The sequence below is a fragment of the Erwinia sorbitola genome (genome assembly GCF_009738185.1).
GTDB classification, from domain to species: Bacteria; Pseudomonadota; Gammaproteobacteria; order Enterobacterales; family Enterobacteriaceae; genus Erwinia; species Erwinia sorbitola.
The window spans coordinates 3539242-3561659 of the sequence record NZ_CP046509.1 but is presented as its reverse complement, the minus strand read 5'-3'; the positions used below and the strand labels follow the sequence as shown (position 1 = coordinate 3561659).

Genomic DNA, 22418 nt, shown 5'->3' with positions numbered 1-22418 from the left:
TCAGACTTTCAGCTCATCCCACTGGCTGATGACGTGGGTAGTAATCCCGTAATCAACGGCCTGTTCAGGGCTCATCCAGTAGTTACTGTCAGTATCTTTTTCTACTTTTTCCAGCGGCTGGCCTGTTGCTTTGCTAATCAGCTGGTTGATACGCGCACGCGCACGCAGGAGCTCTTTCGCTTCAATCTCAATATCAGAGACCTTACCACGAACGCCGCCCAGCGGCTGATGGATCATAAAGCGCGTATTTGGCAGCGAGTAACGATCCTCTTTTTCTGCCGCAAGGAAGATAGTGATACCTGCGCTGGCAACCCAGCCGGTACCAATCACCAGCACTTTAGGTTTCACAAATTTAATCATGTCGTGGATGGTATCACCCGCTTCAACATGACCACCCTGGCTGTTGATAAACAGCTTAACAGGCTCATCACCCATCTCTTGCAGGATCAGCAGCTGTGCGGTCACTTTTTCAGCAAGTGCCTGATTAATCTCACCAGAAATGATAATAGAGCGTGACTGAAGTAGCTTGCTGACTGCCAGTGAGGAAATCTTCTCTTCCTGCCCGTTTTCTTCTTTATTTGGCTCTTGAGGCATGCTTTACACTCCATCGGATATTCATAAGTGACCAGAGTTTAGCATAATCCAGTTAGCAGCTAAATCAACAGTAATATCCATGGGGCATTGGTATTTAAAACAGTATGTTAAATGTTTTTTTGTCTAAAAAGCCCGGCATTCGCTCATTTATTGTACACGCTAAGACTATTTGTCTTTAACTCTTGTGATGACGTAGCCTGACGGACTTTTACTCCCAATTAAAGCCGGAAATGGGCTATATTAAGGACTGGTACGTGTAAATTAAGTAAGGCATGAGGTTAACTGATGACAGATAAGCGCAAAGACGGTTCAGGGAAACTGCTGTACTGCTCTTTTTGCGGCAAAAGCCAGCATGAAGTGCGTAAGCTGATTGCCGGCCCGTCAGTCTACATCTGCGATGAATGCGTCGACTTATGTAACGACATTATTCGCGAAGAGATCAAAGAAGTTGTGCCGCATCGTGAGCGCAGCTCGCTGCCTACGCCGCATGAAATCCGCCACCATCTTGATGACTATGTTATCGGTCAGGAGCGGGCGAAGAAGGTCTTGTCGGTGGCGGTTTATAACCACTACAAGCGCCTGCGTAATGGCGATACCAGCAACGGCATCGAGCTGGGCAAAAGTAACATCCTGCTGATCGGCCCGACCGGTAGCGGTAAAACCCTGCTGGCTGAAACGCTGGCGCGCCTGCTGGACGTGCCGTTTACCATGGCCGACGCCACCACCCTGACCGAAGCCGGTTATGTGGGCGAAGATGTGGAAAACATCATCCAGAAGCTGTTGCAGAAGTGCGACTATGATGTGCAGAAGGCGCAGCGCGGGATTGTCTACATCGATGAAATCGACAAGATTTCCCGTAAGTCAGATAACCCGTCGATTACCCGCGACGTGTCCGGCGAAGGCGTGCAGCAGGCGCTGCTGAAGCTGATCGAAGGCACGGTGGCCGCCGTGCCGCCGCAGGGTGGGCGTAAGCATCCGCAGCAGGAGTTTTTGCAGGTTGATACTTCGAAAATTCTGTTTATCTGTGGCGGTGCGTTTGCCGGCCTGGATAAAGTGGTATCGCAGCGCGTGGACACCGGCACCGGGATTGGTTTTGGCGCGTCGGTAAAGGGCAAGTCTGAGAAAGCGACCGAAGGCGAACTGCTGGCGCAGGTAGAGCCGGAAGATCTGATTAAGTTTGGTCTGATCCCCGAGTTCATCGGCCGTCTGCCGGTGGTGGCAACGCTGACGGAGCTGAGTGAAGACGCGCTGATCCAGATCCTGCGTGAGCCAAAAAATGCGCTGACCAAGCAGTATCAGGCATTGTTCAGCCTGGAAGGCGTTGAGCTGGAGTTCCGTGAGGAAGCGCTGACGGCGATAGCTAAAAAGGCGATGTCACGCAAAACCGGTGCCCGCGGCCTGCGCTCCATCGTGGAAGGTGCGCTGCTGAATACCATGTACGATCTGCCGTCGCTTGATGACGTGGAGAAAGTGGTGATTGATGAGTCAGTTATTGATGGCAACAGTGAGCCGTTACTGATTTACAGCAAGCCCGAAGCACAGCAGGCATCTGGCGAATAAATAAGCAAATCATTCCAGTCAGTTATCTGAAAAGGGGGAAAATGTTCCCCCTTTTGCTTTTCTCGTAAAGCCAACATTGAATCTATTCCGTTCATCCCCATATACTCAGATACCTGTGGGTCAAACTGCACTTTTTCTGGATGATGCGGTTCCCCTTACCCTGGCGGAAATTAAACTAAGAGAGAGCTCTATGAATCCTGAGCGTTCTGAACGCATTGAAATCCCTGTGTTGCCGTTGCGTGACGTAGTGGTTTATCCGCACATGGTCATTCCGTTGTTTGTTGGTCGTGAAAAATCAATTCGCTGCCTTGAAGCCGCCATGGATCATGACAAAAAAATCATGCTGGTCGCTCAGAAAGAAGCTTCAACGGATGAACCTGGCATCAACGATCTCTTCTCAGTCGGGACGGTTGCCTCTATTCTGCAAATGCTGAAACTCCCGGACGGCACGGTAAAAGTGCTGGTGGAAGGTTTACAGCGTGCACATATCACTACCTTATCTGATAACGGCGACCACTTTACGGCTCAGGCAGAATACCTGGAGTCGCCTGAAATTGAAGAGCGCGAGCAGGAAGTGCTGGTGCGTACGGCGATCAATCAGTTTGAAGGTTATATCAAACTGAACAAGAAGATCCCGCCGGAAGTTCTGACCTCACTTAACAGCATTGATGATGCTGCGCGTCTGGCCGATACCGTTGCTGCACATATGCCGCTGAAACTGGCTGATAAACAGTCTGTTCTCGAAATGTCAGATATCAACGAGCGTCTGGAATATCTGATGGCGATGATGGAGTCGGAGATTGACCTGTTACAGGTTGAGAAACGCATCCGTAACCGCGTCAAAAAACAGATGGAAAAAAGCCAGCGTGAGTACTATCTGAATGAGCAGATGAAGGCCATTCAGAAAGAACTGGGCGAGATGGACGATGCGCCGGATGAAAACGAAGCGCTGAAACGCAAAATCGATGCGGCTAAAATGCCGAAAGAAGCGCGTGAAAAGACCGAAGCCGAGCTGCAAAAGCTGAAAATGATGTCGCCAATGTCAGCGGAAGCCACTGTAGTGCGTGGTTACATTGACTGGATGGTACAGGTGCCATGGAATGCGCGCAGCAAAGTGAAGAAAGATCTGGTTAAGGCGCAGGAAACGCTGGATACCGACCACTTCGGCCTTGAGCGTGTTAAAGACCGTATCCTGGAATATTTGGCAGTCCAGAGCCGCGTCAGCAAAATTAAAGGCCCAATCCTGTGCCTGGTGGGGCCTCCGGGTGTGGGTAAAACCTCGCTGGGGCAATCCATTGCTAAAGCCACCGGGCGTAAATACGTGCGTATGGCTTTGGGTGGGGTACGTGATGAAGCGGAAATCCGCGGTCACCGCCGTACTTATATTGGTTCCATGCCGGGCAAACTGATCCAAAAAATGGCAAAAGTGGGGGTAAAAAACCCGCTGTTCCTGTTGGATGAGATCGACAAAATGTCCTCAGACATGCGTGGTGACCCTGCATCAGCGCTGCTGGAAGTGCTTGATCCAGAGCAAAACATTGCTTTTAACGATCACTATCTGGAAGTGGATTACGATCTTTCCGATGTGATGTTTGTGGCAACGTCTAACTCAATGAACATCCCGGCACCGCTGCTGGATCGTATGGAAGTGATTCGTCTGTCGGGCTACACCGAAGATGAAAAACTCAACATTGCTAAACAGCACCTGCTGTCGAAACAGATTGAGCGTAACGCACTAAAGAAAAATGAACTGACCGTGGACGACAGCGCCATTGTTGGCATCATTCGTTATTACACCCGTGAAGCGGGGGTACGTAGCCTTGAGCGTGAATTGTCCAAACTGTGCCGTAAGGCGGTGAAAACGTTGCTGATGGACAAGTCCATCAAACACATCGAGATTAACGGCGATAACCTCAAAGATTACCTCGGCGTGCAGCGTTTTGACTATGGTCGTGCCGATAGCGAAAACCGCGTAGGTCAGGTAACGGGTCTGGCATGGACTGAAGTGGGCGGCGATCTGCTGACCATCGAAACCGCGTGTGTGCCTGGTAAAGGCAAACTGACCTATACCGGTTCTTTGGGTGAGGTCATGCAGGAGTCGATTCAGGCTGCGCTGACCGTAGTGCGCGCCCGTGCTGAAAAACTGGGCATCAATGGCGACTTCTACGAGAAACGTGATATCCATGTTCACGTGCCTGAAGGAGCAACGCCAAAAGATGGCCCAAGCGCAGGTATCGCCATGTGTACGGCTCTGGTCTCCTGCCTGACGGGCAACCCGGTACGTGCGGATGTTGCTATGACGGGTGAGATCACGCTGCGTGGTCAGGTTCTGCCGATTGGCGGTCTGAAAGAAAAACTGCTGGCAGCTCACCGTGGCGGCATTAAAACGGTGCTGATCCCAGATGAGAACAAACGTGACCTGGAAGAAATTCCTGACAACGTAATTGCCGATCTGGACATCCATCCGGTGAAACGCATTGAAGAAGTATTAGCTCTGGCCCTGCAAAATGCCCCTTACGGCATGCAGGTTGTCACAGCAAAATAGTGATTTAAGGCAAACTCACGGTAAAACTAGAGCTGGTAAGTGAATTGGTGCTTGCCAGCTTTTTTTTGTGCCGTTAAGTTAGGATGCTGTTAAGCCAGTGACGGTAAAAGTTGCGGGTTACTGAGGCTCAACAAGCTCTGGCAGAATAGCCATAACAAATAACGCACGAACGTTCAGGTCAGAAAACCTGTTACGGTGTAAAAATAAAAGAGGGGATGAGTGAGTGAATAAGTCACAGTTGATCGACAAAATTGCTGCCAACGCCGATATTTCCAAAGCAGCAGCGGGACGTGTGTTAGATGCTTTTATCAGTTCAGTTACTGAATCTTTGCAGGCTGGCGATGAAGTAGCGCTGGTCGGCTTCGGTACTTTCTCCGTGCGTGAACGCGCCGAGCGTACTGGTCGCAACCCACAAACCGGTAAAGAAATTACTATTGCTGCGGGTAAAGTACCTGGGTTCCGTGCCGGTAAAGCGTTGAAAGACTCTGTAAATTAAGTGCATTAAGCAGTCGCAGAAGCAGATTTCTTCGGCGTATTGAGGATCGCCAACGCGTTCTCATGTAACATACGGGGCACATCAGCAGCTTGATGTGCCTTTTTTTATGTTTCAATGACAAACGCGTGCTGCGGTTGTCTAAATGGCTAAGTGCGTCCTCGGGAACTCGGGACGGCAGCGCAAGGTTTTACATTCACACTACAGCGGAGTGTTGTCACACCATGATGGACAATTTACGCGCGGCGTCGAACCATGTCGTGCTCAAAATTATACTGGGCCTGATCATCCTTTCCTTCGTCCTTACCGGCGTAGGCGGGTATCTGACAGGCGGTATCGGTGGTGATTACGCCGCCAAAGTTAATGGCCAGGAAATCAGCCGTGCACAGTTAGAACGTGCTTTCAGCAGCGAACGTTCACGCCAGCAGCAGATGCTGGGCGATCAGTTCTCGGCTCTGGCGGGTAACGAAGGTTACATGCAGCAGATCCGCCAGCAGGCGCTCTCTCAGCTGATTGATGAACTGTTACTGGACGAGTATGCCAAAGATCTTGGTCTTGCTATTAGTGATGAGCAGGTCAAACAGGCGATTTTCAATCAGCCCGCATTCCAGACCAATGGTAAATTTGATAATGCCAAGTATATGAGCATTATCAATAACATGGGCTTCTCTGCCGATCAGTATGCTGAAGCACTGCGTAAGCAGCTGACCACGCAGCAGCTGATTCAGTCCGTGACCGGAACGGATTTCATGCTGGCTAATGAAACAGATTCCCTGGCGGCACTGGTATCTCAGCAGCGTCTGGTGCGTGAAGTTACGATTAACATCGATGCCCTGGTAGCAAAGCAGACCGTGACCCCGGAAGAGATCAACAGCTACTACCAGCAGAACAAAAACAACTTTATGTCTCCTGAGCAGTTCCGCGTGAGCTACATCAAGCTGGATGCAGCCAGCATGCAGCAGCCGGTGAGCGAGAGCGACATTCAGAGCTGGTACGATCAACACCAGCAGAGTTACACCCAGCCGCAGCGTAATCGTTACAGCATCATCCAGACCAAAACAGAAGCTGAAGCTCAGTCTGTTCTGGATGCGCTGAAGAAAGGCGGTGACTTCGCCACACTGGCGAAACAGAAATCCGCTGATCCTATTTCTGCCCGTAACGGTGGCGATATGGGCTGGCTGGAACCTGACACCACACCAGATGAGCTGAAAAATGCCGGGCTGAAAGAGAAAGGTCAGCTTTCTTCAGTCATCAAATCCTCCGTCGGCTTTATTGTTGCGCGCCTTGATGATATCCAACCAGAGAAAATCAAACCTCTGGCTGAAATGCATGACGAGATTGCTGCAACAGTGAAGCAGGAAAAAGCTGTTGATGCTTACTATAAGCTGCAACAGAAAGTAAGCGATGCGGCGAGCAACGACAACGAGTCGCTGGCCGGTGCAGAGCAGGTTGCTGGCGTTAAAGCCGTTGAAACAGGCTGGTTTGGCCGTGACAGTCTCCCTGCCGAGCTGAACTTTAAAGCGGTGCAGGATGCGATCTTTGACGGCAATCTGGTGGGCGAAAACGGTTCGCCGGGAAGCAACTCCGACATCATTACCGTGGATGGTGACCGTGCCTTTGTGCTGCGCATCAGCCAGCATAAGCCTGAAGCTCTTAAACCGCTGAGTGAGGTTACCGCTCAGATTACCGATATGCTGAAGGTGCAGAAAGCACAGCAGGAAGCGAAAGCTCAGGCTGATAAATTGCTGGCTGAACTTAAAGCAGGTAAGGGTGATGAGGCTCTGAAAGCCGCAGGCCTGAGCTTTGGTGCGCAGCAGACGCTGTCGCGTACTGGCCAGGATGCACTGTCACAGGCAGCCTTTGCACTGCCGCTGCCATCAGAAGGTAAACCTTCATTCGGTGTCAGCGAAGATGCTCAGGGGAACATTGTGGTGATGGCGCTTGATAAAGTTCAAAAAGGCACCATGCCGGATGCACAGAAGCAGGCGCTGGTTCAGGGTATCACCCAGAATAATGCCCAGCTGGCCTTTGCGGCTCTGTTGAGCAACCTGCGTAAAGACGCCAAAATCAAATATGGTGCAGCCGCGCAGGCGCAATAAGCCTCGCAAACTCACTGCAACTGATTGCAAGACTAAAGGCCGCTTATGCGGCCTTTTCCATTTTTGAAATCTGCTGTTTGCCGGAGGGTCAGCGTGACGTTAGGGTAGCGTTGCTGTCAAACACAAGGAGGAAACAGCATGATTAATCGTATTTTACAGGCACTCTCTTTCGCACTTGCCATGGGCATGATGCTGCCTGCGCAGGCTAATACTGCTTCGGCACCAGCGGCTGCCATCGAAACCGCCACGGAAAAAGGCGGAAAAGAAAGTGCAGCCCAGGTGAGCATCAACAGCGCCAGCGCCGATGAGCTGATGGCGGCGATGAGTGGTGTCGGCAAGAAGAAAGCCGAGTCTATCGTCAGCTATCGCGAACAGTATGGGCCGTTTACCCATCTCGAACAGCTCAAAGAGGTACCCGGCATAGGGAACATTCTGGTGGAGCGTAACCTCGCGAATATTAAATTGTGATCTGTATCCAGAGTCAGCACTTCGCTCCGTAAAAAGCGTGATCTGACTGCTAATATCAATGAGGTCATACCAGTTGGTGTGACCTTTTTATCACAGAGGACGCATTATGCAGACCACGATTAAAGTACGCGGCTACCACCTGGATGTTTATCAACATGTGAATAATGCGCGCTACCTGGAGTTTCTTGAAGAAGCGCGCTGGGCCTGGCTGGAACAGCATGAAGCATTTCACTGGATGAATGAGCGCAGAATGGCTTTTGTGGTGGTCAATATTAATATCAACTATCGCCGTCCGGCGTTGATGGGGGATGTGCTGGTGATTAACAGCCAGCTGCTGACGCTGGGGGGGAAAAGCGGGATCATCGATCAGCGTGTCTCTTTACAGTCTGATGGCAGCGCTATTGCTGATGCGTCACTGACATTTGTCTGCATCGATCTGCAATCAAAGAAAGCGTTACCGCTTGAGGGCGAGCTGCGGTCGCGGCTGGAAAGCATTAACCATTAAGGGCGGAGCATCTGCCGCCCCTGGCGTGATATCAAATCAGGCCTGTTTTAGTTTTCATCGCCTGCATCACCGCTGCCGGGTTTTTCTGGTATTCATGCAGGCCGTTGGCGCGCAGATGGCAGGCCGCGCAATCACCGCACCCATCGCCCTGAACGCCGTTGTAACAGGTTAGTGTCTGATTGCGAATCAGAGGAAGCTGCTGCCAGTAATCTGCCAGTGCCCAGGTTTCCGCTTTATTCAGCCACATCAGCGGGGTCTCGAAACGAATTTCTCGCGCCATGCCGAGACTGACAGCATGATTCAACGCTTTGACAAACTCGTCGCGGCAGTCGGGATAGCCGGAAAAATCGGTCTCACATACGCCGGTGATCACCGCTTCGGCTTCGATCTGATAAGCGTAAATTGCTGCGAAGGTTAAAAACAGGATATTGCGTCCCGGTACAAAGGTACTCGGCAGGCCGCTGGCATCGGGATCGTAATCCGGAACCGGTATGTTATCGCGCGTCAGGCTGCTGACTGCCAGCTCGTTAAGCATGGTCACATCCAGCACTTTGTGGGCGCGGGCACCCAGCGACAGCGATAAGGTTCGGGCTACGTCGATTTCTGCACGGTGGCGCTGGCCATAATCGAAGGTGACGCAGTGCACCTCGTCATACTGCTGTAAGGCTTGAATAAGGCAGGTTGTTGAATCCTGGCCACCACTGAATACCACCACTGCACGTTTCATACTTATTTTTCCTGATGAGTTTCTGCTGGCTATGGTAATACCTTGCTGCGCAGAAAGGTATCCCCTTTGCCCTGAGCGCTCAGGGAATGGTGACCGGCGGCGGGATCCACGCGCGGGAAAAATCAAACCAGCCCCAGGCATTCATCCGCACTCCTTCTACATCTGGCGGAGCGCTGACCTGATAACGATAGTTAAACAGCGGAGTAATAACCGCATCCGACATTAGCTGCTGATATAGCGCTTTGAGTCGCTGATGACGCCGTTGCTGATCCGGGTAGCGCTGTAGCTCATTTAATTGTGTAAGCAGCCGCTGCCAGCCTGCGCTACCGGATAAAATTGGCCACAGAGGATCGAGCCGCAGCCAGCTCTCCAGAGTAAATACCGGAGCTTCACCGATCAGCCTGTCTCCCATCACCAGGTCGGCCTCTGCGAGCGATGGATACTCCTGCCAGTTTTTTGCCGGATGAAAATGCAGTGTCAGCAGGCACCCCTGCATGGTGAGTAATTGCTGAAGCTTTTCCGCCATCGCGTGCAGTTCCACCGGCAGATGGTAGTGCAGGTTGAGCTTTGCAGGCAGGGTAATATCAGGGTCTGGCTGCCAGTCAGGGATATGCCAGCCCGGCAGCATTTCACGGCTTGGCGTGATTAAACCCTCTTCCAGGGGTAACTGCTCAATGATACCGGATTGATGCACCAGCGACATGATATGCCGCGCCTGGGCCGCAGAGAGTCCGGCCCGCTGACCAATAGCCAGATAGCAGAATCCGAGACTGATGCGCTGACTGACCGGCTGCAAGGTAGTTAAGTCCTGCTGCGCACCAATAGCAATCTGTACCGGATGGCGGCAGCTGGTACCCAGTCCCGGGTCGAACAGCTGCGGCGCAATCCAGTATTCAATCGCCTGCATCAGAGGATGGGGGCCGTGGTACCAGCCGTGGCTCTCCAGCCGCAGCAGCGCAGGCGAGTTGACCATCAGTCGCCACGGTCCTGCACCAATATCAGGGTTATCCGGGTGGGGCAGCAGACACGGTACGCTCGCCAGCCGGTGAGCCAGCCAGTTATCCGGCGTATGCAAATCGATACGCAGGCAGAGCACATGGGCCTGAATAACATTTTTTACGCAGGAGAGCAGCCGCTGGCCGACTGGTGAGGCAAGGACAGTCAGCAGGCGCTGTTGCAGTTGAGCAACGGTAACCGCTTCACCATGATGCCAGCGTAGCTGCGGGCGTAAAAAGAAGAACCAGCTCAGACCGTCTTCGCTGATCTGCCAGCGGTGGGCGAGGTCGGGTACGGCGTCATCTCCTGACAGGCGGCTTAATCCGGCGAATACCTGCTGGGCGAGATGCTGTTCGGCGCGGCCAGGTTGCAGCAGCGGGCGCAGAGGGTCGAGGGGCCGGTAATAGGGAATGCGCAGCGTTGGCTGGTTGTTCTGCCACTGCCCGCCCATAAACGGCTGTAACAGCTGGCTGAGTTGCTCTGGAGCCAGCGGAACCATCTGTAATGCATGTTGAGGCTGGCCGTTGTCGAGCTGCTCCAGCATCAGTTGACTACGCAACATAGCGGGCGAGTGCAGAAAGGTCAGCTGGCCGCGTTTGCTTCGCCCTGATGAGGCCTGCCATTCCAGCCAGCCGCTGCTCTGCCATTGACGCAGCAGGGTGCGCGCATGGCGTTCGCTGCAAAAACAGCAGTTGGCGATCTCGGCAACGTTGGTGGACTGGGGTTGCCCCGCGCTGTGTTGCCACAGACGCTGATACTGGTTCAATCGATTGAGTTGTCTCATCTCACCTTAAACCCGGAACAGTTTAAAAAAAGTATTCACTATTAGTTCCGCAAATGCCAGAGGATACTCAGTGCAGATGAAAAACCCATCAACGGGAGAGAAAATGGTGCGCCTTGCTGCATTTGATATGGATGGAACACTGCTGATGCCTGACCATCAGTTGGGGACGCAAACCCTGCACAGTCTGCGCGCACTTCAGGCGCATCCGGTACAGCTCAGTTTTGCCACCGGTCGCCATTATCTGGAGATGCAGCCGCTGATGCATAAATACGATCTGCCCGCTTTTTTGATCAGCGGCAATGGCACTCGTATTCACGATCCCTTCGGCGAACTGCTCTATGCCAGCGATCTCTCACCTGACGTGGCGCGACTGGTGATCCACAGCCACTGGGATACCCGTGCCACTCTGCACGTCTTTAATGATAATGGCTGGTTTACTGACGATGATTGTCCGGAGATTTTAAAGGCACATCAGCTCTCAGGTTTTACTTACCAGCTTACCGACCTGCGAACCCTTCCCGCGCATCAGGTGACGAAAGTCTGCTTTATCGCTGATTATAAGGAGCTTTGCGCGTTGAAAATTCAGCTGCGCGAAGTATTGGGTGAGCGAGCGCACATCTGTTTTTCGGCGCAGGACTGCCTGGAAGTATTGCCTCTGGACTGCAATAAGGGCGCTGCCCTCGCGCAGCTTGCAGCAAGGCTGGATGTGCCGATGGCGGAGTGCATGGCTTTTGGCGACGCGATGAACGATCTGGAGATGCTCGGGCGTGTTGGTCACGGTTTTATCATGCGTAATGCGATGCATGAGCTGAAAGCTAAACTGCCGCATTTACCCGTTATTGGTGATTGTTCTACACAGGGTGTGTCGCATTACCTTAATCATTGGCTTACCACACCACACCTGGTCTATTCCCCCGAATAATCAGCTTATCAGCCAGAGAGCCGGACGGGGATGTCCGGCTTTTTTTTATCTAACGCCGCAGCGCCGGTTTTGCCACCAGATCTGGCTGGCGACCGCGCGCACCACGATATAGCGTCAGCAAAATACCCAGCAGGAAGGGGAGCATCAACAGTAACGATTCATGGCTGATGCTGGTGCCGTTTATTTTACTCTCCAGCGCCACGGCGATCAGCGGGAATACCAGAAAGACCAGCGACGCCTGAAAGGGTTTTGCAGTCTGTTGCAGGGCAAAATAGGCCAGAATACCGCCCACCCCAGCCACCGCACCAAGATAGGCAATGGCGAGCAACGCCTGTGGGGAAAAAGCCTGATAATTCGGTGCTTCCGTCAGGCCCGCCAGCGTCAGCACTATACCCGCGCCAAGGCAGGGCAGCGCGTTGTAGCTCAGTACGGAAATACCGGCACAGCGTTTTTTACACTGAACGTACATCACGGCGTGAATAAGTACCGCAGCAACCAGGGCCACAATCCCCTGTAACTGACTCTCGCCACTGTCGCGGGTTTCATGCCACAGAATAGTGCTTAAAGCACCAAGACTGATGGCCAGCCCCAGCAGCTGCTGTAGAGACGTTCTCTCACGCAGGAAAAGCAGGGAGGCGGCCAGCACCGCAGCGGGCATGGTGGCAAAGATAATCGCCGCCAGGCTGGATGAGGTGTAGCGTTCGCCATAGATCATCAGCGTAAACGGAATAGCAAAGTAGAACAGCATCACGCAGAGCTGGAAACCACGCAGGCCGGCCGGGAACAGTAACGGGGCTTTTTTATAGCGTGCCAGCAGCAGCAACAGCGGCGCAGCGCAGAGAAAACGCAGCCCGGTGGCAAATACAGGGGGAACGGTGGCAACGGTAATCTTCATCGCCATCCAGGTGGTGCCCCATGTAAGAGCTACGGCGCTGAATAATCCCATGATCAACAGGTTACGATAAATTTTGGTGTTCATCCCGGTCCTCCCTGAAGGTGATAATAAGTGGCTATCAGATTAACGAAATCCCTGGGGAAAAAATTGCTATAATGCTGCTGCGTTTCTGATGTGGAGGAGAAAATTTTGCTACCAATATCGCTGGATAAGAAAGATCGTATGCTGTTAGACCTGCTTCAGCAGGATTGCACCCTTTCTCTGCAAGCCCTGGCGGATGCCGTCAGCCTGACAACGACTCCTTGTTGGAAGCGCTTGAAAAGACTCGAGGATGAAGGCTATATTCGCGGCCGGGTTGCCTTGCTGGATGGCGAAAAGCTTGGACTGGGCCTCACCGCCTTTGTGCTGATTAAAACCCAACAGCACAGCAGCGAGTGGTTTCAGCAGTTTGTTAACGTGGTGCAGGCGATGCCGGAAGTGATGGGTTTCTACCGCATGGCGGGCGAGTATGACTATCTGCTGCGGGTACAGGTAGCCGATATGAAAAGCTATGACGGCTTTTACAAGCGGCTGGTGAACGGCGTTCCAGGTCTGATCGATGTCACTTCGAGTTTTGCGATGGAAGAGATAAAATACACCACTGCTTTGCCGGTTGCCCTTTAACCGGTCAATAATCAGGACATTTTTGTGCGACTTTTTAGCCAACTAAGCTGGTATTTCCTGCGTGAATGGCGCCGTTATTTGGGTGCTGTTTTGCTGTTAATCGTGATTGCATTATTGCAACTCCTGCCCCCTCATGTGGTGGGCAAGATCGTTGACGGCGTCAGCCGCGAGAGCATGAGCAACAGCCAGCTTATGATGTGGGTTGGCGTGATGCTGGCCACAGCTATCGTCGTATATCTGTTGCGCTATGTCTGGCGCGTACTGCTGTTTGGTGCTTCCTATCAGCTGGCAGTTGAGCTGCGTGAGGATTTTTACCGGCAACTGAGCCGTCAACACCCCGGATTCTATTTACGTCACCGTACCGGCGATCTCATCGCCCGTGCCACCAACGACGTGGATCGTGTGGTATTTGCCGCTGGTGAAGGCGTGCTGACGCTGGTGGATTCTCTGGTGATGGGTATGGCGGTGCTGATAGTCATGAGCACTCAAATCAGCTGGCAGCTTACTCTGCTGGCTCTGTTACCGATGCCGGTAATGGCGATAGTGATCAAACGCTACGGTGACCAGCTGCATCAGCGCTTCAAACTGGCTCAGGCTGCTTTTTCTTCGCTTAACGATCAGACTCAGGAAAGCCTGAGTAGCATCCGCATGATTAAAGCTTTTGGGCTTGAGGATCACCAGTCAGGTCAGTTCGCGGCTATTGCAAAAGATACCGGCGAGAAAAATATGCGGGTAGCGCGAGTTGATGCCCGCTTTGATCCGACAATTTACATTGCTATCGGCTTGTCGAACCTGCTGGCAATTGGCGGCGGGAGCTGGATGGTATGGCACGAGACGATGACGCTGGGCCAGCTCACCAGTTTTGTGATGTATCTGGGCCTGATGATCTGGCCTATGCTGGCGCTGGCATGGATGTTTAACATCGTTGAACGCGGTAGCGCGGCCTGGACGCGCATTCAGGCGATGCTGGCAGAAGCTCCTGCGGTGGTTGACGGCGATCGGCAGCTGCCAGAAGGTCGCGGCCTGTTGCAGATCGCGGTGAGAGAATTCCGCTATCCTGGCGCGCAGCAGCCTGCGCTGCATAATGTGCATGTTGAGATCAAACCAGGGCAGATGCTGGGGCTGTGCGGGCCAACCGGCGCGGGTAAAAGTACGTTACTCAGCCTGCTTCAGCGCCATTTCGATATTGACCAGGGAGAGATTTGTTACCACGGTATTCCTCTGCCGCAGCTTCATCTTGATGGCTGGCGCAGCAGGCTGGCCGTGGTCAGTCAGACGCCTTTCCTCTTCTCCGATAGCGTAGCCAGCAATATTGCTCTGGGCCGCCCGGATGCCACGCAGAGTGAAATTGAGCAAGCCGCTAAACTCGCTTTTGTCCATGATGACATTTTACGTCTGCCCGATGGTTATCAGACGGAAGTGGGGGAGCGCGGTGTGATGCTCTCCGGCGGGCAGAAACAGCGCATCTCGATCGCACGCGCGCTGCTGCTTAACGCTGAAATTTTAGTGCTGGATGATGCTCTGTCAGCGGTGGACGGTCGTACTGAACACCAAATCCTGCATAACCTGCGCAGCTGGGGGGAGGGGCGCACGGTCGTTATCAGCGCCCATCGTCTCTCAGCGCTGACCGAAGCCAACGAAATTCTGGTGTTACAGCATGGTCAGATTGCGCAGCGTGGCGATCATGAACAGCTAGCTGCCATGGAAGGTTGGTACCGCGATATGTACCGTTATCAACAGCTTGAGGCAGCACTGGACGACGAAGAAACAGAACAGGGAGCCACGCATGGCTAACGTAATCCAGGTGTGGCCAACCATCAAACGGCTGCTCTCCTACGGTGCGCCGTGGCGTAAATCCCTGAGTCTGGCGGTGGTGATGCTGTGGGTTGCCGCCGCTGCTGAGGTGCTGGGGCCGGTACTGGTCAGCTATTTTATTGACAACATGGTGGCAAAACACCGGATGCCGGTGGCGCTTGCCGCCGGGCTGATGGTCAGTTTTCTGTTGCTACAGGTGCTGGCGGCCACGCTTCACTATTTTCAGGCACTGCTGTTTAACCAGGCGGCAGTGGGGGTCGTACAGCGCCTGCGTACTGATGTGATGGATGCGGCGCTGCGCCAGCCGCTGGGGGCATTTGATACTCAGCCGGTTGGGCAGATTATTTCGCGCGTGACCAATGACACAGAAGTGGTACGCGATCTCTACGTCACCGTGGTCGCTACCGTATTGCGCAGTGCAGCACTGGTCGGGGCGATGCTGGTGGCAATGTTCAGCCTTGACTGGCGCATGGCGCTGGTAGCCATCACTATTTTCCCTGCGGTGCTGGTGGTAATGCTGATATATCAGCGCTACAGCACGCCGATTGTACGGCGGGTGCGCAGCTATCTGGCGGAGATCAATAACGGCTTCAATGAAGTGATCAACGGCATGAGCGTGATCCAGCAGTTCCGTCAACAGGCGCGTTTTGGCGAAAGGATGGGTGAGGCCAGCCGCTCTCACTATCTTGCGCGCATGCAAACGCTAAGGCTGGACGGATTTCTGCTGCGGCCATTGCTTAGTCTGTTTTCTGCAATGATTCTGTGCGGCTTGATGCTGCTGTTCGGCCTGACCTCCGTTGGTACTATTGAGGTTGGCGTGCTGTATGCCTTTATCAACTATCTCGGGCGTCTGAATGAGCCGCTGATCGAACTCACCACGCAGCAGTCGATGCTGCAACAGGCTGTGGTAGCGGGGGAGCGTATCTTTGAACTGATGGATGCTCCACGTCAGCCCTATGGCGATGACAACGAACCACTGCACAGTGGCAGTATCGAGATACGTGACGTGACTTTCGCCTATCGCAGCGGTCGCCCGGTTCTCACGGATATTAATTTGTCGGTTCCGTCGCGTCATTTTGTTGCGCTGGTGGGACATACCGGCAGTGGAAAAAGTACGCTTGCCAATTTGCTGATGGGCTACTATCCGCTCAGTCAGGGTGAGATTTTGCTTGATGGGCGTCCGCTCGCCTCCCTCAGCCATGCAGCACTGCGTGGCTCTGTGGCGATGGTACAGCAGGATCCGGTGGTGCTGGCCGACACCTTCTTTGCCAATGTCACGCTCGGGCGCGATATTAACGAAGATGCCGTCTGGCAGGCGCTGGAGACGGTGCAGTTAGCCGCTCTGGCGCGTGAGCTTCCGGAGGGGATCCACACTCAATTAGGCGAGCAGGGCAATAACCTCTCCGTAGGGCAAAAACAGCTGCTGGCTATGGCTCGTGTACTGGTGGCAACCCCGAAGATCTTAATTCTGGATGAAGCAACGGCCAATATTGACTCCGGCACCGAGCAGGCAATCCAGAAAGCTCTGCAAGCTGTGCGCGAGCGTACAACGCTGGTGGTTATTGCTCACCGACTGTCGACCATCACCGAAGCTGACACTATTTTGGTATTGCATCGGGGGCAGGCGGTGGAGCGAGGCAGCCATCAGCAGTTGCTGGCTGCGCAGGGTCGCTACTGGCAGATGTATCAACTGCAACTAGCAGGCGAGGAGCTGGCAGCGGCAGAAAACAGTTAATCACTGCCGGTGCGCTGCACCAAATTCAGGCGAAAAAATCCGCAATAATGGCACAAATGCACTGCCTTAACGCACAACGCACCTTTCTGGTGCGTTTTTTCTATACTCATTTAAGTGCCTTTCATTTCTCTGTGATCTGCGTCTCAGCTGTGACTCAGACCAGCACTGACTAATCGTCTGAAAAATTCAGATTTTTAAACTCTGGCACAGCCTTTGCTTTAATCATTTCGTGTCGCTGAAACAACCTATTTTTTTACCTGGAGGGGATCGTATGAAGCTGGTTACCGTGGTAATCAAACCGTTCAAACTGGAAGACGTGCGTGAAGCACTGTCGTCAATCGGCATTCAGGGTCTTACCGTCACTGAAGTTAAAGGCTTCGGCCGCCAGAAAGGACATGCAGAACTGTATCGCGGTGCTGAATACAGTGTGAACTTCCTGCCAAAAGTAAAAATTGATATCGCTATTGCAGACGACCAGCTTGATGAAGTGGTTGATGTGATTAGCAAAGCGGCCTACACGGGAAAAATTGGTGACGGGAAGATCTTCGTTGCAGAACTGCAACGGGTCATCCGTATTCGCACCGGCGAAACTGACGAAGCAGCACTGTAATTCGGGGCTCTGAATTGTGATGGGATGGGACAAAATGAAAAAACTCGCTAAGTTTGGCCTCGCCGGTGCTGCTCTGTTACCGTCGCTGGCAATGGCCGCCGCGCCTGCGGTAGCCGACAAAGCTGATAACGCCTTTATGATGATATGCACCGCGCTGGTGCTGTTTATGACAATTCCTGGCATCGCACTGTTTTATGGCGGCCTGATCCGCGCTAAAAACGTGCTGTCGATGCTGACCCAGGTTGCCATGACCTTTGCGATAGTTTGCGTATTATGGATGGTTTACGGCTACTCGCTGGCCTTCAGTGAAGGTAACGCCTTCTTCGGCGGCTTCAACTGGGCGATGCTGAAAAATATCGCACCGACTTCGCTGATGGGCTCTTTCTATCAGTATATTCACGTAGCGTTCCAGGCATCCTTCGCCTGTATCACAGTGGGTCTGATTGTTGGTTCTATTGCCGAGCGTATTCGTTTCTCTGCGCTTCTGATCTTCGTAGTGATCTGGCTGACCTTCGCCTACCTGCCCATTGCTCATATGGTCTGGGCCGGTGGTTTCCTCGCTCAGGACGGCGCGCTGGACTTTGCGGGCGGTACCGTTGTGCATATCAACGCTGCTGTTGCAGGGCTGGTGGGCGCTTACCTCGTGGGTAAACGTGCTGGTTTCGGTAAAGAAGCATTCAAACCACACAATCTGCCGATGGTATTTACCGGTACGGCAATCCTGTACTTTGGCTGGTTCGGCTTTAACGCAGGTTCAGCCAGTGCGGCTAACGAAATCGCTGGTCTGGCATTCCTCAATACCGTTATTGCAACGGCAGGTGCGATGCTGAGTTGGACATTCGGTGAGTGGGCGTTGCGCGGCAAACCATCGCTGCTGGGCGTCAGCTCCGGTGTGATTGCTGGTCTGGTAGCGATTACTCCAGCCTGTGGTTATGTGGGAGTAGGCGGTGCGCTGATTATTGGTCTGATCGGTGGTCTGGCGGGGCTGTGGGGTGTCACCATCCTGAAAAAATGGCTGCGTGTTGATGACCCATGTGACGTGTTCGGTGTTCACGGCGTGTGCGGCATCGTAGGCTGTATCCTGACCGGTATCTTCGCTTCTTCTTCTCTTGGCGGTGTGGGTTACGCTGAAGGAGTGACCATGGGCCATCAGGTCTGGGTACAGCTGTTCAGCGTTGGCCTGACCATCGTGTGGACTGCGGTTGTTGCCTTCATCGGCTTCAAAGTTGCAGATATGATTGTCGGGCTGCGTGTTCCGGAAGAGCAGGAACGTGAAGGTCTGGACGTCAACAGTCACGGCGAGAACGCTTACAACCAGTAAGCTGTTACGAGCCTGAGTATTAAGAAGAGTAGTGCGCTAAAAATAAAAAAGTTAGTAAGCGGGCCATAAGGCCCGCTTTTTTTATCTCACCAGTCAGGAACGCTGACGGATAACCCCTTCCTGTACCGTTGACGCTACCAGCTCACCCTGCTGATTCCAGAACTCACCGCGCACAAAACCTCGGGCACCGGAGGCGGAGGTGCTCTCTACGCTATACAGCAGCCATTCGTTGAGGTCGAAGGGACGATGGAACCACATGGAGTGGTCGATGGTGGCTACCTGCATTCCCGGCTCCAGAAAACCCTTACCATGCGGCTGCAATGATACCGGCAGGAAGTTGAAATCAGAGGCGTAGCCCAGCAGATACTGATGGGTGCGTTTATCCTCAGGCATGGTGCCGTTGGCGCGCAGCCAGGTATAGCGGAAAGGCTCGCTGACATGCCCCTTTAACGGGTTATGAAACTCCACCGGACGGATCTCGAAAGGTTTTTCAGATAGAAACTTGTCGCGGGCTTTCTCGGGGATGTACTGCGCCATCTGGCGGGCGATCTCCGTCTCAGAAGGCAGATTATCTGGCCCGATAACTTCAGGCATGGTTTTCTGATGTTCAAAACCGCTTTCTGGCCCCTGGAAGGAGGCGGTCATATAAAAAATGGGCTTGCCGTTCTGCACCGCTTTCACGCGACGTGCACTGAAACTCTGACCATCGCGCAGGTTTTCGACATCATAAATTATCGCTTTCTGACTATCACCCGGGCGCAGAAAGTAGCTATGAAAGGAGTGGATAATACGCTCCTGCGGTACGGTCTGCTTCGCTGCATACAGCGCCTGTCCAACTACCTGACCGCCAAATACCTGGCGCAAACCCAGATCTTCACTTTGCCCGCGGAACAGTCCCTCTTCAAGGGTTTCCAAGTCCAGCAGATTTAATAAGTTTTCCAGTGCCTGGCCCATATTCGCTTCCTCATGATTTTTTATCCTTACCAGTTTGCGAGATCCGACCAGTGAGCGTCAACGACTGTTTATACGATCTGTCGGGCAGTCGATAAAGTGGGAATAGTGCGGCTTCGATGCAAAAATCAGCAACTTGTGCCAGAATTAAACCTACGCTGGCAGATAGCATCTGTCTTTTTGCGGCGAAGTGACTGCCGTAAGCATTGATCGAAAGGAGAAACTATCAATGAAACTCTGGCATGTATTAAGTGGTGCAGCGCTGGCTGTAGCTATTTCAGGCTGTGCTGATAAAAGCAAAGATGTGCCGACGCCAACTCTGGGCTCTCAGGTGAATGGTCAGAAGGCGGTGATACAGCAGCCTAACGTGAGCGGTACGGTCTGGATCCGTCAGAAAGTGGCACTGCCGCCGAATGCTGTACTGACGGTGACGCTGTCCGATGCTTCTCAGGCGGATGCACCGTCTAAAGTTCTGGCGCAGCGCGCTGTACGCACCAATGGTAAACAGGCACCGTTCCAGTTTACCCTGCCATTTAATCCAGCTGAAATTCAGCCTAACGCACGTATCCTGCTGAGTGCAGCGGTGATGGTGGAAGATAAAATGCTGTTTATCACTGATTCAGTGAAGCAGGTTGTCACCACCGGCGGAACACACCAGGATCTGACGCTGGTTCCAGTGCCTTCTGTGGCGATGCCATCGCAGAGCGGGGCGACAACCACGGTGCCTTCTACCTCACCAACTCAGGTTTCCCCTTCCTCGGCTGTTCCGGCTCCTACCTCGCTGTAATAGCTTAACGCCCCGCAAGGGGCGTTTTTACGGATGCCAGCGATAGCGCGTCAGGTCAATCTTCCCCTCAGGCGACACCTGAATACCCTCTTTTAATAAGGCACTGCGCTGCCTGCCAAGATCGTCACCTGCCAACGAAATCTCACCTTTACGATTAATCACGCGATGCCAGGGCAATTTGCTGCCTGCTGGCAAACGTTTCAGCACACCGCCGACCTGACGCGCGGCACGTGGGGAACCCGCCAGCTGGGCAATTTCACCATAAGTGGTCACAAAGCCATAGGGGACAGCCGCTACAATCTGGTAGACGCGTTGTTGAAAAGTGTCGTGTTCGGGATTCATAGCGTTCCATAACGGGGAAATAATCTGCATATCGTGCAAGAAACCAACGGTCATCAGAGGGCTGCTTGCAATTGGCGGGGGCATCATTGATAATGCCTGCGCTCTGGTTATCCAGCGCAATCAATGGGGGCCCGGTTGGTTCTCCCGCAATGCTAATTTGTGAACTCGGTCAGATCCGGAAGGAAGCAGCCGTAACAGATGACGCGTGTGCCGGGATGTAGCTGGCAGGGCCCCCACCCAATTCTGCCCCACCAGTTTTTCCCATCTTACTCAAATCAGTCACAAACTCGTTAGCGAACAAACTTCCAGACTGCTACCGGAACTTTGTCGTACAGCTTATTCATCGTTAGCTCTGCCAGGCGGTGATCCGCAGCAGAATAGAATATAGCCAATTCGTCATCAGATAATTCGTACTTGTTCTTTTCTATCACGCGCTCAAGCGTGTCGATTGAACGACAGCGTCTGAGGCGCATAAGATAATCAGTTTTCGTTAAAAGTTTGTCTGTCATTATTAAACCGTAGAAAGAGTAATGGGTTGCTAAAAGGAATGGCTCGCCTGTATCCGGCTCGTTGCGCACTCTTCTGCAAAAATGTTGAAAAGTCGCTTCGCTGATTTTTGCCAGCGTTGTAAGTCCTGAACATTAATGCCGTAATTGCTGAACAACATAAAAGTGTCATCAAGGTATTCATCAACCTGACTTATCAGATCAAAATCCTCAATGTGCTTAATTTTGTAATTCATCGTGAATGCTGCAATATGCTCAATCAGATCGTTAAGCTGTAGATTGACAGCAGAGGTGGGATCGTTAACCCAGCCATGATGACTGTCACCTAATGTTGCCAGGCTTTCATCATACAGGCTTTCACATAAGAATTTAAGCTGGGCAATATCATGCCTTCTCGGCGAGTATTCGTCCATCTTTTTCCCCTCCATAGCTTGCGAAATATGCAATGTGACCGCACTTTTAAACAGGGTGTGCCAGGAAGTGGTAAATACATCTCAACTATAAACATCTATACAAAATATAACTAATTATAAATTAAACGGAAGAAGTCTGAGCCATTATTACAATTCGTCTGACATAGCGTGGCGATCGTTATCAATGAACTCAAACACCAGTGCATCCGGGCCGCAGCTAAAATTTACCGATTGGTTGGTTGTTTCAAACGCATCAATATCCAGGCATGCATTGAAGACGTTCCAGCGAAAACTATAGTTAAGTTTATAACGCGATTGCTGCAAATGTTCCAGGGAAATAATTCTGATGCTATCGGGAACATATCGTGCATTTTGAGAATACCAATCCAGAGAGCCGACAAGGTCATCTTCTATTTTGGGAATTATCTGTTGTAGCTCTTCCATTAATTCTAGCGGGTTAAGCTCAGTTTGACGATATTTTAGCGGTATTGTTTTGCGCATTTTTTCCCCTTAGAGTTAATCTTTACTAATCAGGATAATTGCTTCATTAGGCTAATTACGGCAACCGGTAAATGAAGTGTAGTCTATCGTTATGATTTGTCAGTTAATTATTTTTGCATCGAACCTGACTTTCTCCGGTGCATGTATTGGCTGTTGAGTTTTGTTTATATAAAAACTCACTATGCC

General features: G+C 52.4%; 22 protein-coding genes and 1 other RNA gene. 14 read left to right on the top strand and 9 right to left on the bottom strand.

Annotated elements, in window-relative coordinates; genetic code table 11:
* Positions 1–594: an ATP-dependent Clp protease proteolytic subunit gene (locus tag GN242_RS16170; RefSeq protein WP_154752375.1), complete on the bottom strand. Its 594-nt coding sequence runs from the start codon at positions 592–594 to the stop codon at positions 1–3.
* A 285-nt stretch (positions 595–879) separates the two neighbouring features.
* Here GN242_RS16170 and clpX point away from each other — a divergent pair, with 285 nt between their 5' ends.
* The 6 genes from clpX to GN242_RS16140 all read left to right on the top strand — a co-directional run bounded on the left by clpX (position 880) and on the right by GN242_RS16140 (position 8264).
* Positions 880–2154, top strand: coding sequence for an ATP-dependent protease ATP-binding subunit ClpX (gene clpX, locus GN242_RS16165; RefSeq protein ID WP_154752374.1), 1275 nt, complete (start codon positions 880–882; stop codon positions 2152–2154).
* Between the two features lie 190 nt (positions 2155–2344).
* The gene (gene lon, locus GN242_RS16160) at positions 2345–4699 is read left to right on the top strand and encodes an endopeptidase La (protein ID WP_154752373.1); all 2355 of its coding nucleotides are present in this window, start codon (positions 2345–2347) and stop codon (positions 4697–4699) included.
* A 223-nt stretch (positions 4700–4922) separates the two neighbouring features.
* Positions 4923–5195, top strand: a complete 273-nt coding sequence (gene hupB, locus GN242_RS16155) for a nucleoid-associated protein HU-beta (RefSeq protein ID WP_156287832.1) — start codon at positions 4923–4925, stop codon at positions 5193–5195.
* A gap of 221 nt (positions 5196–5416) precedes the next feature.
* Entirely contained in the window at positions 5417–7291 is a 1875-nt protein-coding gene (ppiD, locus tag GN242_RS16150) for a peptidylprolyl isomerase (RefSeq protein WP_154752372.1), read from the top strand.
* Between the two features lie 138 nt (positions 7292–7429).
* Positions 7430–7759: a ComEA family DNA-binding protein gene (locus GN242_RS16145; protein WP_154752371.1), complete on the top strand. Its 330-nt coding sequence runs from the start codon at positions 7430–7432 to the stop codon at positions 7757–7759.
* Between the two features lie 106 nt (positions 7760–7865).
* Positions 7866–8264, top strand: a complete 399-nt coding sequence (locus GN242_RS16140) for an acyl-CoA thioesterase (RefSeq protein ID WP_154752370.1) — start codon at positions 7866–7868, stop codon at positions 8262–8264.
* A 31-nt stretch (positions 8265–8295) separates the two neighbouring features.
* Here GN242_RS16140 and queC read toward each other — a convergent pair whose 3' ends face one another.
* Positions 8296–8991: a 7-cyano-7-deazaguanine synthase QueC gene (gene queC, locus GN242_RS16135; protein ID WP_154752369.1), complete on the bottom strand. Its 696-nt coding sequence runs from the start codon at positions 8989–8991 to the stop codon at positions 8296–8298.
* Between the two features lie 79 nt (positions 8992–9070).
* Positions 9071–10771 (bottom strand): SgrR family transcriptional regulator, encoded by a 1701-nt coding sequence (locus GN242_RS16130; protein WP_156287831.1) that lies wholly within the window; start codon positions 10769–10771, stop codon positions 9071–9073.
* 103 nt (positions 10772–10874) lie between these two features.
* Here GN242_RS16130 and cof point away from each other — a divergent pair, with 103 nt between their 5' ends.
* A complete protein-coding gene (gene cof / locus GN242_RS16125) occupies positions 10875–11693 on the top strand; it encodes an HMP-PP phosphatase (protein ID WP_154752553.1) in 819 nt (272 codons plus the stop codon).
* 49 nt (positions 11694–11742) lie between these two features.
* On the opposite strand, the gene GN242_RS16120 is transcribed toward cof, so the two are convergent.
* Positions 11743–12672 carry a DMT family transporter gene (locus tag GN242_RS16120; protein ID WP_156287830.1) on the bottom strand — a complete coding sequence of 310 codons (930 nt, stop codon included), beginning with the start codon at positions 12670–12672 and terminating at the stop codon, positions 11743–11745.
* 105 nt (positions 12673–12777) lie between these two features.
* Between GN242_RS16120 and GN242_RS16115 the strand changes: the two genes are divergently transcribed.
* The 5 genes from GN242_RS16115 to amtB all read left to right on the top strand — a co-directional run bounded on the left by GN242_RS16115 (position 12778) and on the right by amtB (position 18732).
* Positions 12778–13251, top strand: coding sequence for an Lrp/AsnC family transcriptional regulator (locus GN242_RS16115; RefSeq protein ID WP_154752366.1), 474 nt, complete (start codon positions 12778–12780; stop codon positions 13249–13251).
* 24 nt (positions 13252–13275) lie between these two features.
* Positions 13276–15045, top strand: coding sequence for a SmdA family multidrug ABC transporter permease/ATP-binding protein (locus GN242_RS16110; protein ID WP_156287829.1), 1770 nt, complete (start codon positions 13276–13278; stop codon positions 15043–15045).
* Positions 15038–16801, top strand: a complete 1764-nt coding sequence (locus GN242_RS16105) for a SmdB family multidrug efflux ABC transporter permease/ATP-binding protein (protein ID WP_156287828.1) — start codon at positions 15038–15040, stop codon at positions 16799–16801. The genes GN242_RS16110 and GN242_RS16105 overlap by 8 nt, the downstream gene beginning before the upstream one ends.
* Before the next feature lie 271 nt (positions 16802–17072).
* Positions 17073–17411 (top strand): P-II family nitrogen regulator, encoded by a 339-nt coding sequence (gene glnK / locus GN242_RS16100; protein ID WP_007886947.1) that lies wholly within the window; start codon positions 17073–17075, stop codon positions 17409–17411.
* 19 nt (positions 17412–17430) lie between these two features.
* Positions 17431–18732 (top strand): ammonium transporter AmtB, encoded by a 1302-nt coding sequence (gene amtB, locus GN242_RS16095; protein WP_154752364.1) that lies wholly within the window; start codon positions 17431–17433, stop codon positions 18730–18732.
* 93 nt (positions 18733–18825) lie between these two features.
* Here amtB and tesB read toward each other — a convergent pair whose 3' ends face one another.
* Positions 18826–19686: an acyl-CoA thioesterase II gene (gene tesB, locus GN242_RS16090; RefSeq protein WP_154752363.1), complete on the bottom strand. Its 861-nt coding sequence runs from the start codon at positions 19684–19686 to the stop codon at positions 18826–18828.
* A gap of 226 nt (positions 19687–19912) precedes the next feature.
* On the opposite strand from tesB, the gene GN242_RS16085 reads away from it, so the two are divergent.
* Entirely contained in the window at positions 19913–20470 is a 558-nt protein-coding gene (locus GN242_RS16085) for a YbaY family lipoprotein (RefSeq protein WP_154752362.1), read from the top strand.
* Positions 20471–20497: 27 nt separating this feature from the next.
* Here the strand turns inward: GN242_RS16085 and GN242_RS16080 are convergent, their stop codons facing one another.
* Positions 20498–20812, bottom strand: coding sequence for an MGMT family protein (locus GN242_RS16080; RefSeq protein ID WP_154752361.1), 315 nt, complete (start codon positions 20810–20812; stop codon positions 20498–20500).
* Between the two features lie 133 nt (positions 20813–20945).
* Between GN242_RS16080 and ffs the strand changes: the two genes are divergently transcribed.
* An RNA gene (gene ffs, locus GN242_RS16075) (signal recognition particle sRNA small type) lies at positions 20946–21042 on the top strand.
* A 60-nt stretch (positions 21043–21102) separates the two neighbouring features.
* Here ffs and GN242_RS16070 read toward each other — a convergent pair.
* From GN242_RS16070 to GN242_RS16060, 3 genes are all read right to left on the bottom strand, one after another.
* A complete protein-coding gene (locus GN242_RS16070) occupies positions 21103–21321 on the bottom strand; it encodes an HHA domain-containing protein (protein WP_154752360.1) in 219 nt (72 codons plus the stop codon).
* 29 nt (positions 21322–21350) lie between these two features.
* The gene (tomB, locus tag GN242_RS16065; RefSeq protein WP_154752359.1) at positions 21351–21731 is read right to left on the bottom strand and encodes an Hha toxicity modulator TomB; all 381 of its coding nucleotides are present in this window, start codon (positions 21729–21731) and stop codon (positions 21351–21353) included.
* Between the two features lie 147 nt (positions 21732–21878).
* Positions 21879–22232 carry a hypothetical protein gene (locus GN242_RS16060; RefSeq protein ID WP_154752358.1) on the bottom strand — a complete coding sequence of 118 codons (354 nt, stop codon included), beginning with the start codon at positions 22230–22232 and terminating at the stop codon, positions 21879–21881.
* Between the last annotated feature and the right edge of the window lie 186 nt (positions 22233–22418).

Coding starts and splice junctions, on each gene's coding strand:
- tesB (WP_154752363.1), bottom strand. CDS start 19,686: ATGGGCCAGGCACTGGAAAACTTATTAAATCTGCTGGACTTGGAAACC.
- clpX (WP_154752374.1), top strand. CDS start 880: ATGACAGATAAGCGCAAAGACGGTTCAGGGAAACTGCTGTACTGCTCT.
- amtB (WP_154752364.1), top strand. CDS start 17,431: ATGGGATGGGACAAAATGAAAAAACTCGCTAAGTTTGGCCTCGCCGGT.
- glnK (WP_007886947.1), top strand. CDS start 17,073: ATGAAGCTGGTTACCGTGGTAATCAAACCGTTCAAACTGGAAGACGTG.
- lon (WP_154752373.1), top strand. CDS start 2,345: ATGAATCCTGAGCGTTCTGAACGCATTGAAATCCCTGTGTTGCCGTTG.
- tomB (WP_154752359.1), bottom strand. CDS start 21,731: ATGGACGAATACTCGCCGAGAAGGCATGATATTGCCCAGCTTAAATTC.
- GN242_RS16085 (WP_154752362.1), top strand. CDS start 19,913: ATGAAACTCTGGCATGTATTAAGTGGTGCAGCGCTGGCTGTAGCTATT.
- GN242_RS16145 (WP_154752371.1), top strand. CDS start 7,430: ATGATTAATCGTATTTTACAGGCACTCTCTTTCGCACTTGCCATGGGC.
- GN242_RS16060 (WP_154752358.1), bottom strand. CDS start 22,232: ATGCGCAAAACAATACCGCTAAAATATCGTCAAACTGAGCTTAACCCG.
- GN242_RS16105 (WP_156287828.1), top strand. CDS start 15,038: ATGGCTAACGTAATCCAGGTGTGGCCAACCATCAAACGGCTGCTCTCC.
- GN242_RS16080 (WP_154752361.1), bottom strand. CDS start 20,812: ATGAATCCCGAACACGACACTTTTCAACAACGCGTCTACCAGATTGTA.
- GN242_RS16170 (WP_154752375.1), bottom strand. CDS start 594: ATGCCTCAAGAGCCAAATAAAGAAGAAAACGGGCAGGAAGAGAAGATT.
- GN242_RS16130 (WP_156287831.1), bottom strand. CDS start 10,771: ATGAGACAACTCAATCGATTGAACCAGTATCAGCGTCTGTGGCAACAC.
- ppiD (WP_154752372.1), top strand. CDS start 5,417: ATGATGGACAATTTACGCGCGGCGTCGAACCATGTCGTGCTCAAAATT.
- GN242_RS16140 (WP_154752370.1), top strand. CDS start 7,866: ATGCAGACCACGATTAAAGTACGCGGCTACCACCTGGATGTTTATCAA.
- queC (WP_154752369.1), bottom strand. CDS start 8,991: ATGAAACGTGCAGTGGTGGTATTCAGTGGTGGCCAGGATTCAACAACC.
- cof (WP_154752553.1), top strand. CDS start 10,875: ATGGTGCGCCTTGCTGCATTTGATATGGATGGAACACTGCTGATGCCT.
- GN242_RS16070 (WP_154752360.1), bottom strand. CDS start 21,321: ATGACAGACAAACTTTTAACGAAAACTGATTATCTTATGCGCCTCAGA.
- GN242_RS16120 (WP_156287830.1), bottom strand. CDS start 12,672: ATGAACACCAAAATTTATCGTAACCTGTTGATCATGGGATTATTCAGC.